General features: G+C 36.9%; 13 protein-coding genes. 4 read left to right on the top strand and 9 right to left on the bottom strand.

Annotation, left to right across the window (positions count from 1 at the left end; translation table 11 throughout):
• The first annotated feature begins 8 nt into the window (after positions 1-8).
• Entirely contained in the window at positions 9-2,135 is a 2,127-nt protein-coding gene (locus V0410_RS11545) for a helix-turn-helix domain-containing protein (RefSeq protein WP_330743114.1), read from the top strand.
• 30 nt (positions 2,136-2,165) lie between these two features.
• Here the strand turns inward: V0410_RS11545 and V0410_RS11540 are convergent, their stop codons facing one another.
• The 3 genes from V0410_RS11540 to V0410_RS11530 all read right to left on the bottom strand — a co-directional run bounded on the left by V0410_RS11540 (position 2,166) and on the right by V0410_RS11530 (position 4,071).
• Positions 2,166-3,014: a M12 family metallopeptidase gene (locus V0410_RS11540; RefSeq protein WP_330743112.1), complete on the bottom strand. Its 849-nt coding sequence runs from the start codon at positions 3,012-3,014 to the stop codon at positions 2,166-2,168.
• 163 nt (positions 3,015-3,177) lie between these two features.
• Positions 3,178-3,615, bottom strand: coding sequence for a hypothetical protein (locus V0410_RS11535; protein WP_330743110.1), 438 nt, complete (start codon positions 3,613-3,615; stop codon positions 3,178-3,180).
• A complete protein-coding gene (locus V0410_RS11530; protein WP_330743109.1) occupies positions 3,616-4,071 on the bottom strand; it encodes a hypothetical protein in 456 nt (151 codons plus the stop codon).
• Between the two features lie 186 nt (positions 4,072-4,257).
• Here V0410_RS11530 and V0410_RS11525 point away from each other — a divergent pair, with 186 nt between their 5' ends.
• From V0410_RS11525 to V0410_RS11515, 3 genes are all read left to right on the top strand, one after another.
• Positions 4,258-5,262 (top strand): LLM class flavin-dependent oxidoreductase, encoded by a 1,005-nt coding sequence (locus tag V0410_RS11525; RefSeq protein ID WP_330743108.1) that lies wholly within the window; start codon positions 4,258-4,260, stop codon positions 5,260-5,262.
• 67 nt (positions 5,263-5,329) lie between these two features.
• Entirely contained in the window at positions 5,330-6,451 is a 1,122-nt protein-coding gene (gene ribB / locus V0410_RS11520; protein ID WP_202841239.1) for a 3,4-dihydroxy-2-butanone-4-phosphate synthase, read from the top strand.
• 103 nt (positions 6,452-6,554) lie between these two features.
• Entirely contained in the window at positions 6,555-7,136 is a 582-nt protein-coding gene (locus V0410_RS11515; RefSeq protein WP_330743103.1) for a Crp/Fnr family transcriptional regulator, read from the top strand.
• Between the two features lie 78 nt (positions 7,137-7,214).
• Here the strand turns inward: V0410_RS11515 and fmt are convergent, their stop codons facing one another.
• The 6 genes from fmt to folK form a co-directional block, all read right to left on the bottom strand.
• On the bottom strand, positions 7,215-8,162 hold the full coding sequence (gene fmt / locus V0410_RS11510) for a methionyl-tRNA formyltransferase (protein WP_137905590.1): 948 nt from the start codon (positions 8,160-8,162) through the stop codon (positions 7,215-7,217).
• 156 nt (positions 8,163-8,318) lie between these two features.
• On the bottom strand, positions 8,319-10,226 hold the full coding sequence (locus tag V0410_RS11505) for a RecQ family ATP-dependent DNA helicase (RefSeq protein ID WP_330743100.1): 1,908 nt from the start codon (positions 10,224-10,226) through the stop codon (positions 8,319-8,321).
• A 78-nt stretch (positions 10,227-10,304) separates the two neighbouring features.
• Complete coding sequence (locus V0410_RS11500; RefSeq protein WP_330743098.1) at positions 10,305-11,744, bottom strand: OmpA family protein; 1,440 nt, start codon at positions 11,742-11,744, stop codon at positions 10,305-10,307.
• A 211-nt stretch (positions 11,745-11,955) separates the two neighbouring features.
• Positions 11,956-13,482 (bottom strand): OmpA family protein, encoded by a 1,527-nt coding sequence (locus V0410_RS11495; RefSeq protein ID WP_330743096.1) that lies wholly within the window; start codon positions 13,480-13,482, stop codon positions 11,956-11,958.
• A 53-nt stretch (positions 13,483-13,535) separates the two neighbouring features.
• Positions 13,536-14,651, bottom strand: a complete 1,116-nt coding sequence (locus V0410_RS11490; protein ID WP_330743095.1) for an OmpA family protein — start codon at positions 14,649-14,651, stop codon at positions 13,536-13,538.
• Positions 14,652-14,668: 17 nt separating this feature from the next.
• Entirely contained in the window at positions 14,669-15,085 is a 417-nt protein-coding gene (gene folK, locus V0410_RS11485; protein ID WP_137905588.1) for a 2-amino-4-hydroxy-6-hydroxymethyldihydropteridine diphosphokinase, read from the bottom strand.
• Positions 15,086-15,096: the final 11 nt, after the last annotated feature.

Here is a 15,096-nt window from a genome sequence, read left to right as displayed (position 1 = left end):
TGACGAAGATGAATAATCATTTTTTTGACTTAATAGAATATACGAACAGAAGTGTTTTTTTAACGGGGAAAGCCGGAACAGGAAAGACAACATTTCTTAATGATTTTGTAAGGCGTACCAAGAAAAAGCATATTGTAGTGGCTCCCACGGGAATTGCTGCCATTAATGCTGGAGGAGTAACCATCCATTCCATGTTTGGGCTGCCGTTGAGAACCTTTCTTCCTACTACAGAAAGGATAGATACCAGTTTGGCCAATAATATTGCCGATCTGATGCCTCATTTCAAATACCGTAAAGATAAACTCAAACTTCTGAGAGAGGTCGAGATCATTATTATCGATGAGGTTTCAATGCTGAGGGCTGATGTTCTGGATATGATGGATTTCTCTTTGAGATTCATCAGAAGGAATAATCAGAGATTCGGAGGGGTACAGATGCTTTTTATCGGAGATTTGTATCAACTTCCTCCGGTGGTAAGAGATGAACATATCCTCAAAATGTATTACAACTCACCTTTCTTTTTTGACAGCCATGCCATTAAAGAAATTCCAATCGTCACCATTGAGCTGACAAAGGTATACAGACAATCTGACGAAGAGTTTCTGGAAATTCTGAATGCGATCCGTGACGGCGATGTGGATAATATAGATTTTAATCATCTCAATGAAAGATATGATCCTGACTTTGATATGGGAAAAGAATCTTATGTATATCTGTGTTCTCACAACAAAATGGCAGACGAGATCAATCAGGAAAAATTAGCTGAAATAAAAGTAGATCCTCAGATTTATGAAGCTAAACTGGTAGGAGACTTTAAAGAAAATCAATTTCCAAATGACCAGTTTTTAGAACTGAAAATTGGAGCTCAGATCATGTTTATCCGAAATGATATTTCCGGAGAAAAGAAATATTTTAACGGAAAACTGGGTGAGATTATCGGGTTGGATGAAAATGAAATCCGTGTTGTTCTGGATGAGAGTGAAAGAGAAATTGTTGTCAAAAGAGAAACCTGGGAACAGAAAAAATATTTCCTTGACACGGATAAAAATATCAAAGAGGAAGTGTTGGGAAGTTTCGAGCAGTTTCCCATCAAATTAGCATGGGCGGTTACGATTCACAAAAGCCAGGGATTAACGTTTGATAAAGTGATTATTGATGCCGGGAAAAGTTTTACTGCCGGTCAGGTGTATGTGGCCTTATCCCGCTGCAGAACTCTGGAGGGCATTGTTTTAAAATCAAAAATTACTCCCGAAGTTATTTTCAAAGATAACAGGATTCTGCATTTCCACACCGATACGATTGCCAATGATCATGTGGAGGCGATTCTGAATCAGGAAAAATATGATTACAGCATCAGAAAAGTATTGCGAACATTAGACTGTACATGGTTTTTGAAAGAAGTGGAGGAGTGGAATAACCTTTCCATTGTCACCAAGAATATAGACCACGTTAAAACCAAACAGCTTTATCTTCAGTTGAAACATGAAGCGGTTAATCTGGGGAAAATTTTTGAAAAATTAGAACGAATCATTTTCCAGAAAGTCAATAATTTTATTGAACAGAAAGAAGAATGGTCCGAAATTGAAAGCAAATCAAAAGGTGCGGTTAATTTCTTTTTTACAGAAACCAGAAATAAAATATTCGATCCTTTGAAAGAATTTTATGCTGAGATAAAAGGTGCAAAAGGATTGAAACAATACAACGAAGAATTTAAAAGCTGGCTGGAAGACATTGAAGAATATCTGAACAGCCTGAGAGAGATACATCTTCTTGAAAAGAAACTTTTAGATGAAAAGAATGATAAGGAAATCAATCTGAAAATTGCTAAAGTTCCGTCCCAGGTTTTAACCTTCCAGCTGTTTGAACAGGGAAAAACGATCGGAGAAATTGCCTTGGAAAGAGGGCTGGTGAAAGAAACTGTTATTGGGCATCTTGCCAAATTTGCCGAACAGGGATTGCTGGACATCGCCAGAGTCATTACTTCGGATAAAATCAAAGCTTTTGAAGATGAATTCTATAAAAATCCACACGAAACTTTAACCGAGTGGAAGAATGCACTGCCCAATCATTTTGAATTTAACGAAATCAGGATTTTAATTAACCACTATAATTATAAAAAAGAAAAGAACTCGTAGGAGTTCTTTTTTTATGGAGTTCTAAAAGAATTAAGGATACATCGCATTGATGGTATTGATATCTCCGGTGGTAAATCCGGTTCTGGTATAAGTAAAATTGCTGTTGTCAGCTCTGGTAATCGTAGGCAGTCCGTTTCTGGAATATGAGGTCGGCCAGTACATCATCACCGAATTAATATTAAACGGGCCTATATCGGTTCCGGAATTATAGATATTGAAATTATAAGACTGTCCGCTTTGAATATTATTCCACAGAATTTTTACGTATTGATCTCTGTCTTTACGCGTATGCTCATGATAAAGTCCTACCGTGTGCCCCATTTCATGAATAACTGATCCTACAGAAATATACTGATCCAAAGAAATGGTTTGTTTTCCACCCTGATATCCGATGTGAGCCCAGCCATCAGATCCTGATGAGCTTCCGAAAATAAATTCCACATAATTAGACTGGTTGGTGCGGTAGATCCATTGTGTATTGGTTTTGTTATTGTACTCGCTGATGGCAGAATTGATTTTATTAACATTGATGGAACCCATATTGCTGGCAATAGTATAATAAATTTTACCATTCGGCCACCTTGAATAGCTGGCACCGCCTTTATTAACTTCATTACCTTCTGATAATTGTTTATCGGTAAGAACAATATCGCCCTGGAAAAAATTCATTCCGTTTTTTCTTTCATAGGTAATTTCCTGGCCGTTCAATTGTCCTTTTTTTACATTCTCTGCGTTGAATGCATTGGTTTGAGCTTCAGAAGTAATTTCCTCATTGTTTTTACTACATGATGAAAATGTGGCAGCAATAAGAAAACTCATAAAGACAGTTTTTCCTGTCAGCATCTGCTTATAAAACAGGCTGTTTGTTTTTTTGATCATATTAATATTTTTAAAATTTGGTATACGAATATAATAAATATATCTCTTTTTATTGAATTATTTTTGTTAAAATGTGCTTATTCGTATTGTTTATTTTAAAATCACTTAAATGAAAGCCCGTAAAATAAAAAAGGTTCTGAAAATGTTCAAAACCCTTTTATTTTTATTCGTTTAGCATATCTTGATTGACTCTGTAGCCAACGATTTTTATGTCTCCTTCTTTATTCTTCTCTAAAGTAAAAGATTCTTCTGTTTTCTTAGTCCCTCTTTTTACATTGTACATAAAGAAGTATTGACTCCGTGCATTACTTCCCTTCACAACCATTGTTTCCCATTTGGCAAGATTATATTCTTCAACGGGACCAATTGCATTGACTGTATTCATAAGTTTTACAAGTTTTTCTTTATCAGTCACCTTAAAAAACTTCTCACCAAATAACTTATAAATATCATCCGGATTTTTTCCGTATCGAAGTTCCCAATAAAATTTTATGGGAATTTTTTCACCATCTGTTTTGTCAGACTCTCTGTCTTTATAAAATTGATTGTAAGAACAGCTTATTAAAAGGAATGATAAAAGGAGCAAATAAATATTTTTCATTTAAATTTTAGTGTCTAAGATTAATTTTCTTCGGTTGTTATCATAAATAGTAGCATGATAACTTTCGTCTCTGAATTCAGTTTCTGTATTTTCTATTTCATTAAATAAGTTTTTGTCTGTACGGGAAAATTCAACAATTTCAAAATACTTTTCATCAATATAGTTGAAGTCTACCAGCTTTAGATAGTCATTAATAGAGTTTTTATCAATCATAATTTTTCCACCACCAAACTGATGTCTGTTGTGACCATTTTTCTTAACGCCGGACACCCAATATTCTTCTCCCGTTTCTATATCAAAATGATTAGCATTGATTCCTGGCCTTTTGAGTTTTTTGAGTGCCTTGTTATCGAAATAAACAGTTTGCCCTGATTTTGAGAATTCTACAAAACCAATCCATGCAGGTCCGTGATGACCATAGGATTTGTTTTCGATATACATTATTTTTCTTTTCATGTCATGTAATGATGTTGCAATTTACCCAAATATTATATATAAAATAAAGCTAAAAAAAATTTTTATTCCAATAGTTTTTCCCTGAACTGATCAATTGTTTTTATTAATTACAAAAAGTAACTAATGCAGTTTTTATGTTTTAAATTTGCCTTGTTTTTCAGATTAAAGAAAAATTAACATCATAACATGAAAAATTTTGAAATTTCTGTTTTAGATCTTGCCCCGGTAAAGCAAGGTAAAAGCATTCATGATACTTTTCAGGACAGCTTATCACTAGCTAATCACGCTGAAAATTTAAATTATAAAAGATTCTGGCTGGCGGAACACCACAATATGGAAAGTATTGCCAGTTCAGCAACCTCTGTTTTAATTGGTTTCATTGCCAATGGAACGAAAACAATCAGAGTAGGTTCAGGAGGAATTATGCTTCCTAACCACAGTTCTCTGATCATTGCAGAACAGTTCGGAACACTGGAATCTCTGTTTCCCGGAAGAATTGATCTTGGGTTAGGAAGAGCTCCCGGAACAGATGGCTTAACGGCGCAGGCTTTAGGAAGAAATCCTGCCATCATCAATGAACAGTTTCCAAGACAGATTCTCGAACTTCAAAGGTATTTCTCCAAAGAAAATTCAGAGGCGATGGTGCGTGCAATTCCCGGAGAAGGGCTGGATATTCCGCTTTATATTCTGGGATCCAGTACAGACAGTGCATGGCTGGCTGCAGAACTAGGTTTGCCGTATGCTTTTGCGGGACATTTCGCACCTGAGCAGATGGAAATGGCTTTTAAAATATACAGAGAACATTTTGAACCGTCAAAATATCTGGATAAACCATATATTATTGCCTGTGTTAATGGGGTAGCGGCAGAAACTTCTGAGGAAGCTCATAAAATTTCCACCACTTTATTCCAGGCATTCATCAATATTGTAAGAAACGACAGAAAACCTTTTGCTCCACCGGTGGATGATATGGATGACATCTGGTCGCCAATGGAAAAATCTATGGTATTGCAGAAACTGAGATATACTTTTATCGGAGATCAGGCCGAAATTCAGGAAAAGCTTAAAGATTTCCAGGAAAGGTTCCAGGTAGATGAGCTGATGATCAATTCACATATCTACGACCATCAGAAAAGATTGAGATCTTACGAGATTTTCAGAGCGGCTGCAGACTCTTTATCCAAAGCGTAATAAACCATTCATAATTAATTGGCAGATGCTTATTTTTATGAGTATCTTTGCACAAATAAAAAGTAAAATGTCAGATATTAAATTAAATACTATTCCAGAGGCTATCGAAGACCTTAGAAATGGTAAAATAATCATAGTAGTAGATGATGAAGACAGAGAAAATGAAGGTGATTTTCTTTGCGCGGCAGAACTGACAACGCCGGAAATTATCAATTTTATGGCTCTTCACGGAAGAGGGCTGATCTGTATGCCGCTTCCTGAAAAAAGATGTGATGAGCTTGGACTTGAAGTGATGGTAAGCAGAAGCAGCGATCCTAAGGAGACTGCTTTCACCGTATCGGTTGACCTTCTGGGTAACGGAACATCTACCGGAATTTCTGCAAGTGACAGAGCAAAAACAATTTTAGCATTGATGGATGAAAAATCCAAGCCTACAGATTTTATGAGACCTGGCCACATTTTCCCGCTTCGTGCAAGGAAAGGAGGTGTATTGAAAAGAGCCGGACATACTGAAGCAGCAATCGATCTTACGAATTTAGCAGGATTGAAAGAAGGAGGTGTGATCTGCGAGATCATGAATGAAGATGGTACAATGTCCCGTTTGCCTGAACTTCATGCTTTTGCCCAAAAACACGATATGAAGATCGTTTCTATCGAAGACCTGATCCATTATCAGCTTAAAAAAGGAAATCTTGTAGAGAGACTTGAAGAGAAAAAAGTAAAAACCCATTATGGTGATTTTGATTTTTATGCTTTCAGAGAAACTTCCAATGACCAGATCCACTTTGCATTGACAAAAGGAACGTGGACAGTAGATGAGCCTGTTTTGGTAAGAGTACAGTCTTCAGATTCTTATTTCGACGTATTGACAAGATTAAATAATGGGGAGAAACCTCTGTTGGAAAAAGTAACCAATATGGTTAATGAGGCTGGAAAAGGAGCTATTATTTTCATCAACAATGTTTCTAATTCTGAAAATACATTGAGAAAACTTCAGCAGTTCCTGAACTATCAGGACGGCCAGGAGCAGCATCCTACACTGGCGTACAACTACAGAGATTATGGAATCGGAACGCAAATCCTTAAGAATTTAGGAATCAACAAGTTTAAAGTAATCACTCAAAACCCTAATATCAAACCTCAGGTTGGAGGCTATGATGTAGAGGTTACGGAGATGGTACAACTATAAAAAATGAATGGTCAATAGTGAATTCTTTTCACATTAATTGACTGTTTATAATACAAAATTATAAGGTTTAGGATTTTTCTAAACCTTTTTTTATTTTTAGACCATGACTGAATCTTTAAAAAAACACATCCGGGGATATATTGAAATTTCAGACGAAAAGCTGGAGAAATACTGCAGTGCTTTCAGTTTAAGGAAAATAAAGAAAAAAGAATTCCTCTTAAAAGAAGGAGAGATTTGCGAATTTGAAGGGTTTGTAGTAAGCGGATGTTTTAAAGTTTTTCATACCCATCATAATGCAGCCGAACAGATATTGTATTTTGGAATCGAAAACTGGTGGATCTCCGATATTGATAGTTTTGTGAACCGTATTCCCTCTAAACTCAATATTCAGGCGCTTGAGGATAGTGAAATCCTTCTTATTCCCAAAAAAGACAAAGAAAAACTGTACGCTGAAATGCCGGAGATTGAAAGATTAATGAGGCTTAAATTTCAAAAATCAATTATTGCCCTACAGCGTAGAATTATTGATAATCTAAGCAAACCTTCAGATGAACGCTATGTTGAGTTTTTAAAAGATTATCCGCAGACAGCCAACCGTTTAACGAATATTCAGATTGCAGCATATCTGGGAGTAACTCCGGAATTTATAAGCAGAATCCGAAAGAAAATTGTCAGTAAAAGCTGATGACTGAAAAAATAAAAAGTCCCGAAAGTTTATTTGTACATGCTTTCGGGACTTTTCTATGTTTGATAATAGTCTATTTTAGCTTAATATAATTCCGTCAAAGTTTCGGAAGCCATTCAGAAAATCTTTTACCATCATTCTTTTTTTACCTTCCAGTTGAAGTTCAAGAGGGTAGTAGATCCCATCCTGAGTGTAAATTTTAAATTCATTTTTTGAAATATCAAGAGTTCCGGCTGGTTTTCCGTGGTCAACAAGTTCAAACTTACCCCCGAATATTTTTAGTCCTTTTTCTTCGTTGTCAATCTTTAAAGTAGTGAAAGCTGCAGGATAAGGAGACATTCCCAGGATAAACTGATGAATGGTTTTTGAAGGCTGTTCCCAATTGATCCTCGTATCTTCCTTGAAAATTTTATAAGCATTTTTAGGATGTTCTACATGGGGCTGAGGTTTCTCTTCAATAGCATTTTCAGCAAGACCATCCAATGTTTTAACCACAAGGCCTGAGCCCATTTCCATGAGTCTGTCATGAAGGCTTCCGGCATTTTCATCCGGTAAAATTTCCATTTCCTGCTGAAGAAGAATATTTCCTTCGTCAATTTTTTCATTAATAAAGAATGTAGTTGCTCCGGTTTTTTCTTCTCCGTTGATTACAGCATAATTGATGGGTGCAGCACCCCTGTAATCAGGAAGTAATGAAGCATGAAGATTGAAGGTTCCCATTTTAGGCATCTCAAAAAGCACTTTAGGCATCATTCTGAAGGCAACCACTACAAAGACATCAGCATCCAGTTTCCTAAGTTCTTCCAGGAATTCAGGGTTTCTCAACTTTTCGGGCTGAAAAACAGGAATATTATTTTCTTCTGCATAGATTTTTACCGGTGATTGGTGAATTTTCTGCCCGCGTCCGCTTGCCTTATCAGCAACAGTTACAACACCTACTACCTGATGGTGAGATTGGTGGATGGCCTCCAAAGAGGTTTTTGCAAACTCAGGAGTTCCTAAAAAAACGACTTTCAATGATTTCATACTGCAAAGATAAGTTTTTGAGCTGAGAGTCGGAAAATATCAGGGTTTGAAGGTAGGAGAGTTTTAGAGTATGAGCGTTTGAGAGTAGTGGATTTAGGCAGGTTGAGGGTCATAATATTTATCAATCATTGTTCATTGCATATTACTCATTACTCATTACTCATGATTAAGCGCATATGTTCTGAAGTTGAGCATTCTTACCTTTCCTGAATCCAAAAGGAAAATCAGATTCTCCAGTATATTTTCTTTGGAATGATAGCTGAGCTGGATAGATAGTTCTTCAATGGTAGCCGATTTTTTTGCCAATAAATTAATGATCTGTTGAGAAATATTCTTACCAAAGATAGACTGCTTATTTTTTTCGCAGACCGAACACTGGCCGCAGTTTTTTGAATTTTTTTCACCAAAATAGGCTAAAATTAGTTTCATTTTACAATAGTCGTTATTTTCTACGTAAAACTTCATCTCTTCCCATTTCTGGATTTTATTCCTCTGAATATGTTCAAATAATTTCCAGTAAGCGCTGTTCACAGCTCTTTCATCACGGGGTTTCAGGAATTTAATGCTGGCTAATGCCCCGTCTATATATTCAAGGTAATTCTTTTGTTGAAGCTCTTTCAGACGTTCTTTGATTAAAGGAACACTGATATTGATTTTGTTGCTGACCTGTTGTTCGCTGAACATCACTTTATGCGTAGTAATTCCTGATAGGGTACGGAAAAGGAGTTCTATGAAATGGCCATCTTTTTGTGGCAGCTGATCGATCTCATCAGCTTTAATAAAAAGTTCGAGCGAAGACAGACTCTTGTTATCATTGTAGTAGACAATTTCCTGGTTGTGCAGAAAATTGAGGACATTGTTGATCTTGGCCTTCGATAGTTTTGTAAAATTCTGTATACTGAGATGATTCAGTTGAAATGTCTTTTCCGGAAGTTCAAATTCAGCTACCTGAAAAATAGAGTAGAGATAACTAACGATTTTCAAAAACTCAGCTTTGTTGGGTGTCTGGTTTTTTAAAACCTGATCAAAATTCAATAGTTCCTGTTTGTTCCAGAGCATGAAAGCAAAACTGTCTTTTCCATCTCTTCCGGCCCTTCCGATTTCCTGATAATAGTTTTCAAGGGATGCAGCGGGAGAATAATGAATGACAAAACGGACATTATCTTTGTCAATACCCATTCCAAAGGCATTGGTAGAAATAAGGACGTGATTGTCACTGTTATTCCAAAGATTCTGTCTTGCATTCTTTTCTTTGGTTGTGAGGCCGGCATGAAAATAATCTACATTTTTCAGTTGATTTTTCTTTAGAAATTCTGCCAGCAGTTCAGCTTCTTTTCTTGTTCTTACGTAAACAATTCCGGAATCATTGCTGTATTTTAGAATATCAAAAACACGCTGAAATTTATCAGAAACTTCATCTGTGAAAATTTTAATGTTCTCTCTTTTAAAACTCTTTTGAAAAACAAAAGGATTTTTCAGTTCCAGTTTATTTTTAATTTCTTCCAGCACTTTCGGAGTTGCAGTTGCAGTTAAGGCAAGGCAGGGAATCTCCGGGTTATTACTTCTGAATCCTTTTATATTCTGATAGCTGGGCCTGAAATCCTGTCCCCATTCTGAAATACAGTGCGCTTCATCAACGGCAATGAAGGAGAGCTGTATTTCTTCCATATTTTGAATAAACTGAGTATTGGTAAGCCTTTCAGGGGAAACATAGAGCAGCTTGGTAAGTCCTTCTTTACAGCGGTCATAAATGGCTTCAGCATCATATTCATCCAACTCTGAGGAAAGATATTCTGCTTCTATACCACGGGCTTTAAGCTGATTCACCTGGTCTTTCATCAATGCCAGCAAAGGAGAAACAACAAGGCAGGTTCCTTCTTTCAATAAGGCTGGTAGTTGATAGCATAAAGACTTTCCTGCTCCTGTAGGTAAGAGAACCAGGGTATCTTTTTCATTAATAACAGCATTGATAATTTCTTCCTGAGAATCTCTGAAGTCGGTATAACCCCAGAAATACTTAAGAGTATCATATTTTAGCTTTTGAAAATCCTGCGGAGAAATCATGTTGTAAAAATAAGGAAAGAATTAGGACAAAAAAAGTCACGCAGGGCGTGACTTTCATATAATATATCAATATGTTTATTATTTAGCTTCGAAGTATACTCTTCTGTTGGCTCTGTTTTTCCATTCAGGGCACTTCGTTGCCGGTTCACATTCAGGATATTTAAGGTCTTTTTCACCTTTTCCTATTGCCTGTAATTTACCTGTCTGAACACCGTTTTTGATCAGATAGTTCTTAACGTTGTTTGCTCTTCTTTCAGATAGTTTCTGGTTGTAAGCATCAGTACCTCTTGTATCTGTAGCTCCGATTACATTGTAAGAACCATTTGAAGAATTAATATAGTTTACTGCATTATTTAAAATTGGAGTATTTGAAGGTAAAATTCTGTCAGAATTCAGGTCAAACTCAATTCCTTCCAATTTAGTTTCTGTTTCTACTACAGGTCCTGTTGTAGCTACAGGACATCCGTTATTTTCAACAGGTCCCGGAACAGTTACACACTTATCGTAAAGGTCAATTACACCGTCTAAGTCAGTATCAAGCGCAACTCCGGCACCGTCCACTCTTGCCCCTGCAGGAGTATCAAGCTGTCTGTCCCAATCGTCGCATACTCCGTCGTTATCAGCATCACCTTTTTTACATACTTCAATATCCTGATTTTTGTTAGCCAGTACATCAAGTTTATAATAGATTTCCTGAAGCGGATCATGCCACATTAAGTGAGATTCATGTTTTCCAAGTTTAACAGAAAGACCTAAAGTAGCGTTGAAGAAGTTGTCTGAAACCTGCTCAGAACGTTTGTTGATAGCGCTGTATTTATCACCTCCACCGTCAAATTCATCATCTCCGGTTACTACATACATTAATCTACCTTCAATATCGATTCTTCTGTTCACTTTGAATTTAAGACCTGTACCAGCCTGCATGAACATAGAACCTAATTCGAAAGGTTTGATTTCCGTCATTAATCTTTGTCTGTTGCTTCCGTCTTTCTGATATGCTCTGTACGCAATAGTACCGATACCAGCATATCCGTGAAGTGCCCATCTGTAAGGAGAATGGTTGTCAACTCTTCTTAACAGGTTGGAAAAGTTAATATCTCCTAAGATAGAGATCGCGTCATACTGAGTTCTTGCTCCTACTGCTGTTGCATCCGGTGCTGAATTTTTAGTATTGAACCATCCTTGTCTGGTTTCACCTCTGTCATACTGTAAATTGATCCCAAAAGCATGGGTAATCGCTTTATCAATACTTACATAAGCTGAATATCCAAAAAGGTTTTTACCGTTACCATTTTTGATAGAGGTTAAATCCGCAGACTGAAGAAGTGGAGCACCCACCCCGGCAGAAATAGACCAATCGTTAAATCTTTTAGATTGATTGGTGAATGGGGAAACATTAGCAGATCCCGAAGAAAATGTATTAGGATATTCTCCTTTTGAAACTGCCGTTGAGTCTTGTGCATACGTGGCAGAAGGAATTGCCAAAGCTAATGCAACAATTGCTAAACTTAATTTCATAGTGTTATTTTTTTAAGTTAAGTTATTTTAAATGATTTTTTACGCTAAAAAGTGATATTGTGTTAATTTTTTTCAAAACAAACGTACTGATTACTAATGTGTTTGTACAATTGTCCTGAAAATAATGATAAAGGTATGTAAAAAAATTCGTAGTAGAAAAAAAAAATAAACCGAAAAGAACAATTCTTTTCGGTTTATGAAGTATTTGAAATTATTTCTTCTTTTTCTTAGCGGGAGCTTTTTTGACTGCTTTTTTTACAGGAGCATCTTCATAGTCTTTCTTTTTGATAGAATCCCATTCCGAACTTTCTACAAATCTTACAGTAACTTTTCTGTCCGCCATTCTTTCAGCATCTGAAGCTGATGCAGGGATAGTAGCTTCAGCAGAACCTACCCCTCTTGATTTCAGCACATTTTGATTGATGCCTCTGTTTTCCAGAGCTCCAACTACAGCTGCTGCTCTTTCTTTAGACAATCTAAGGTTGTATGCTGCATTTCCTTTGATATCTGTATGTCCTGTTAACAGGTAATTACCTCCGTTTTCTTTGATAATTGAAGCAGCCAGATCCAGTTTTTCATTAGATTCAGGTCTGATGGTTGCTTTGTTAAAGTTGAAATAAATATCTTTAAGGGTTTTCTCTACTTCTACAGCAGTTTGCTTGTTATCTTTAACAACAGGACATCCATTGTTTTCAACAGGTCCTGGAACTGTTACACACTTATCGTAAAGGTCAATTACACCGTCTAAGTCAGTATCAAGCGCAACTCCGGCACCGTCCACTCTTGCCCCTGCAGGAGTATCAAGCTGTCTGTCCCAATCGTCGCATACTCCGTCGTTATCAGCATCTCCTTTTTTACATACTTCAATATCCTGGTTTTTGTTAGCCAGTACATCAAGTTTATAATAGATTTCCTGAAGCGGATCATGCCACATTACATGAGACTCGTGCTTACCTAGTTTGAAAGAAAGACCTAAAGTAGCGTTGAAGAAGTTGTCTGAAACCTGCTCAGAACGCTTGTTGATAGCGCTGTAAGCATCACCTCCACCGTCAAATTCATCATCACCGGTTACTACATACATTAATCTACCTTCGATATCGATTCTTCTGTTCACTTTGAACTTCAGACCTGTACCAGCCTGGAAGAACATAGAACCTAATTCGAAAGGTTTGATTTCTGTCATCAATCTCTGTCTGTTATTACCGTCTTTCTGATATGCTCTGTATGCAATAGTACCGATACCTGCATATCCGTGAAGTGCCCATCTGTAAGGAGAGTGGTTGTCAACTCTTCTTAAAAGGTTTGAGAAGTTGATATCTCCCAAGATAGAGATCGCGTCATACTGAGTTCTTGCTCCTACTGCTGTTGCATCCGGTGCTGCATTTTTAGTATTGAACCATCCTTGTCTGGTTTCACCTCTGTCATACTGTAAATTGATCCCAAAAGCATGGGTAATCGCTTTATCAATACTTACATACGCTGAATAGCCAAAAAGGTTTTTACCATTACCATTTTTGATAGAGGTTAAATCTGCTGACTGCAGAAGCGGAACACCTGCTCCTACTGAAACAGACCAATCATTAAATCTCTTGGATTGGTTGGTAAATGGTGTAACATTGGCAGATCCTGAGGAAAATGTATTGGGATATTTTCCATTGGAAACTGCTGTTGAGTCTTGTGCATAAGCGGCAGAAGGAATTGCCAAAGCTAATGCAACAATTGCTAAACTTAATTTCATCGTGTATTATTATTTGATTTCTTTTTTGAAAAAGAATTGTAAGGCTGTTTTAATTATTTAATCGGGCATCCGTTATTTTCAACAGGTCCTGGTACAGTTACGCACTTATCGTAAAGGTCAATAACTCCATCAAGATCCATATCCAAAGCAACTCCGGCTCCATCTACTCTTGCTCCTGCAGGAGTATCAAGCTGTCTGTCCCAGTCATCACATACTCCGTCATTGTCTGCATCTCCTTTTTCGCAGACAACAAGGTCTGTACTTGCATTTTCAAGAACGCTGGTTCTGTAGTAAGCTTCCTGAAGCGGGTCATGCCATGCCAGATGAGATTCGTGCTTTCCTAGTTTGAAAGATACTCCTAAACTTACTGTCCAGGCGTTATCAGATCTTCTGGAATTTAACATGTTATATTTTGAACCTGGAGTGGAAGGATCATAATCATTAGGATCTGCCCATCCGCCGCCATCGAATTCATCATCACCACTGATAATGTACATGGTTCTTGCCTCAACGTCAATAAGTTTTGAAACATTGTATTTTATTCCCACACCTCCCTGATAGAAGATAGAGTTGATATCAATGTCCTGTTTAATGAATAAAGGAGTTCTTCTTGGCGTATTGCTCCATCTGAATTCGTCGTTATCATGCAGTGATGTTCTGAACCCTTGAAGTCCGATACCCATATATCCATGGAAAGCCCATCTGTACGGAGAGTGGTTGTCTACTCTTCTGAATAAGTTCGAGAAGTTGATATCCCCCAATAAAGAGATGTTGTCAAACTGTGTTGTTGCAGTAGCTATTCCTGATTTTACACCTTCAGCACCAGGAAGCTGGGCTGTCTGTTTTGTTTCTCCTCTCATATACATAAGGCTTAGCCCGAATGCATGTGTGATTTGTTTGTCCACGCTTACGTAAGCATTGTATCCCCAATTAGTCTTATCCTTGCGGATAGATTTTAAATCGGAGTGTACCATAAATGCAGGACCTCCTCCAACAGAAATAGACCAGTCTCTGAAACGTCTGGATTTATTGTCAAAGGGTTTTACATTAGCGGAACCTGAGGAGAATGTATTAGGGTACTCTGTGGAAGAGCTTACTGTTGTGCCGCTGTTCTGTGCGAAAGCTGCAATTGGCAATGACGTAGCCAATAATAATAAACCTAATTTCATACAATATGTTTTATGTTTTAAATAAAATCTTTTAATAATATCCTGGAAAAATCCCTTTCAAAAAGATGTTTTTTATGAGGGATTTCTAATCTTTCTGATTTAAAATTCAACTCATTATACTTAATGATATCAATATCTATTATCCTGTCTGTGTAACCTCCGGATACTTTTGAATCATTAATTCTTCCCATCTCAACTTCTATATTCTTAATACAATCAAGCAGTTGAATGGGTGAAAGATGTGTGAATATTATTGCTGCAATATTACAAAAAATATTGGAACTGGCAAACTCTACAGGGTCCGACATTAAAAATTCGCTGGTTTGTGAAATGTAATTTCCGGCTTCACTGATTTTTTTTAATGCAAGCTCTACATTTTTTTTTTGCTCTCCTAAGTTACTTCCCAGTAACAAAACGACCTTATGCTGCGACATATTAGAAAATT

It is taken from the genome of Chryseobacterium sp. CP-77 (assembly GCF_036362765.1).
GTDB lineage: Bacteria > Bacteroidota > Bacteroidia > Flavobacteriales > Weeksellaceae > Chryseobacterium > Chryseobacterium cupriresistens.
The sequence above is the reverse complement of the archived record's forward strand: the minus strand, read 5'-3'. Positions and strand labels throughout refer to the sequence as shown.

What these genes read in the sequence shown, in the direction of transcription:
- V0410_RS11545 (WP_330743114.1), top strand. Translation starts at nt 9, where the DNA reads ATGAATAATCATTTTTTTGACTTAATAGAATATACGAACAGAAGTGTT.
- V0410_RS11540 (WP_330743112.1), bottom strand. Translation starts at nt 3,014, where the DNA reads ATGATCAAAAAAACAAACAGCCTGTTTTATAAGCAGATGCTGACAGGA.
- V0410_RS11535 (WP_330743110.1), bottom strand. Translation starts at nt 3,615, where the DNA reads ATGAAAAATATTTATTTGCTCCTTTTATCATTCCTTTTAATAAGCTGT.
- V0410_RS11530 (WP_330743109.1), bottom strand. Translation starts at nt 4,071, where the DNA reads ATGAAAAGAAAAATAATGTATATCGAAAACAAATCCTATGGTCATCAC.
- V0410_RS11525 (WP_330743108.1), top strand. Translation starts at nt 4,258, where the DNA reads ATGAAAAATTTTGAAATTTCTGTTTTAGATCTTGCCCCGGTAAAGCAA.
- ribB (WP_202841239.1), top strand. Translation starts at nt 5,330, where the DNA reads ATGTCAGATATTAAATTAAATACTATTCCAGAGGCTATCGAAGACCTT.
- V0410_RS11515 (WP_330743103.1), top strand. Translation starts at nt 6,555, where the DNA reads ATGACTGAATCTTTAAAAAAACACATCCGGGGATATATTGAAATTTCA.
- fmt (WP_137905590.1), bottom strand. Translation starts at nt 8,162, where the DNA reads ATGAAATCATTGAAAGTCGTTTTTTTAGGAACTCCTGAGTTTGCAAAA.
- V0410_RS11505 (WP_330743100.1), bottom strand. Translation starts at nt 10,226, where the DNA reads ATGATTTCTCCGCAGGATTTTCAAAAGCTAAAATATGATACTCTTAAG.
- V0410_RS11500 (WP_330743098.1), bottom strand. Translation starts at nt 11,744, where the DNA reads ATGAAATTAAGTTTAGCAATTGTTGCATTAGCTTTGGCAATTCCTTCT.
- V0410_RS11495 (WP_330743096.1), bottom strand. Translation starts at nt 13,482, where the DNA reads ATGAAATTAAGTTTAGCAATTGTTGCATTAGCTTTGGCAATTCCTTCT.
- V0410_RS11490 (WP_330743095.1), bottom strand. Translation starts at nt 14,651, where the DNA reads ATGAAATTAGGTTTATTATTATTGGCTACGTCATTGCCAATTGCAGCT.
- folK (WP_137905588.1), bottom strand. Translation starts at nt 15,085, where the DNA reads ATGTCGCAGCATAAGGTCGTTTTGTTACTGGGAAGTAACTTAGGAGAG.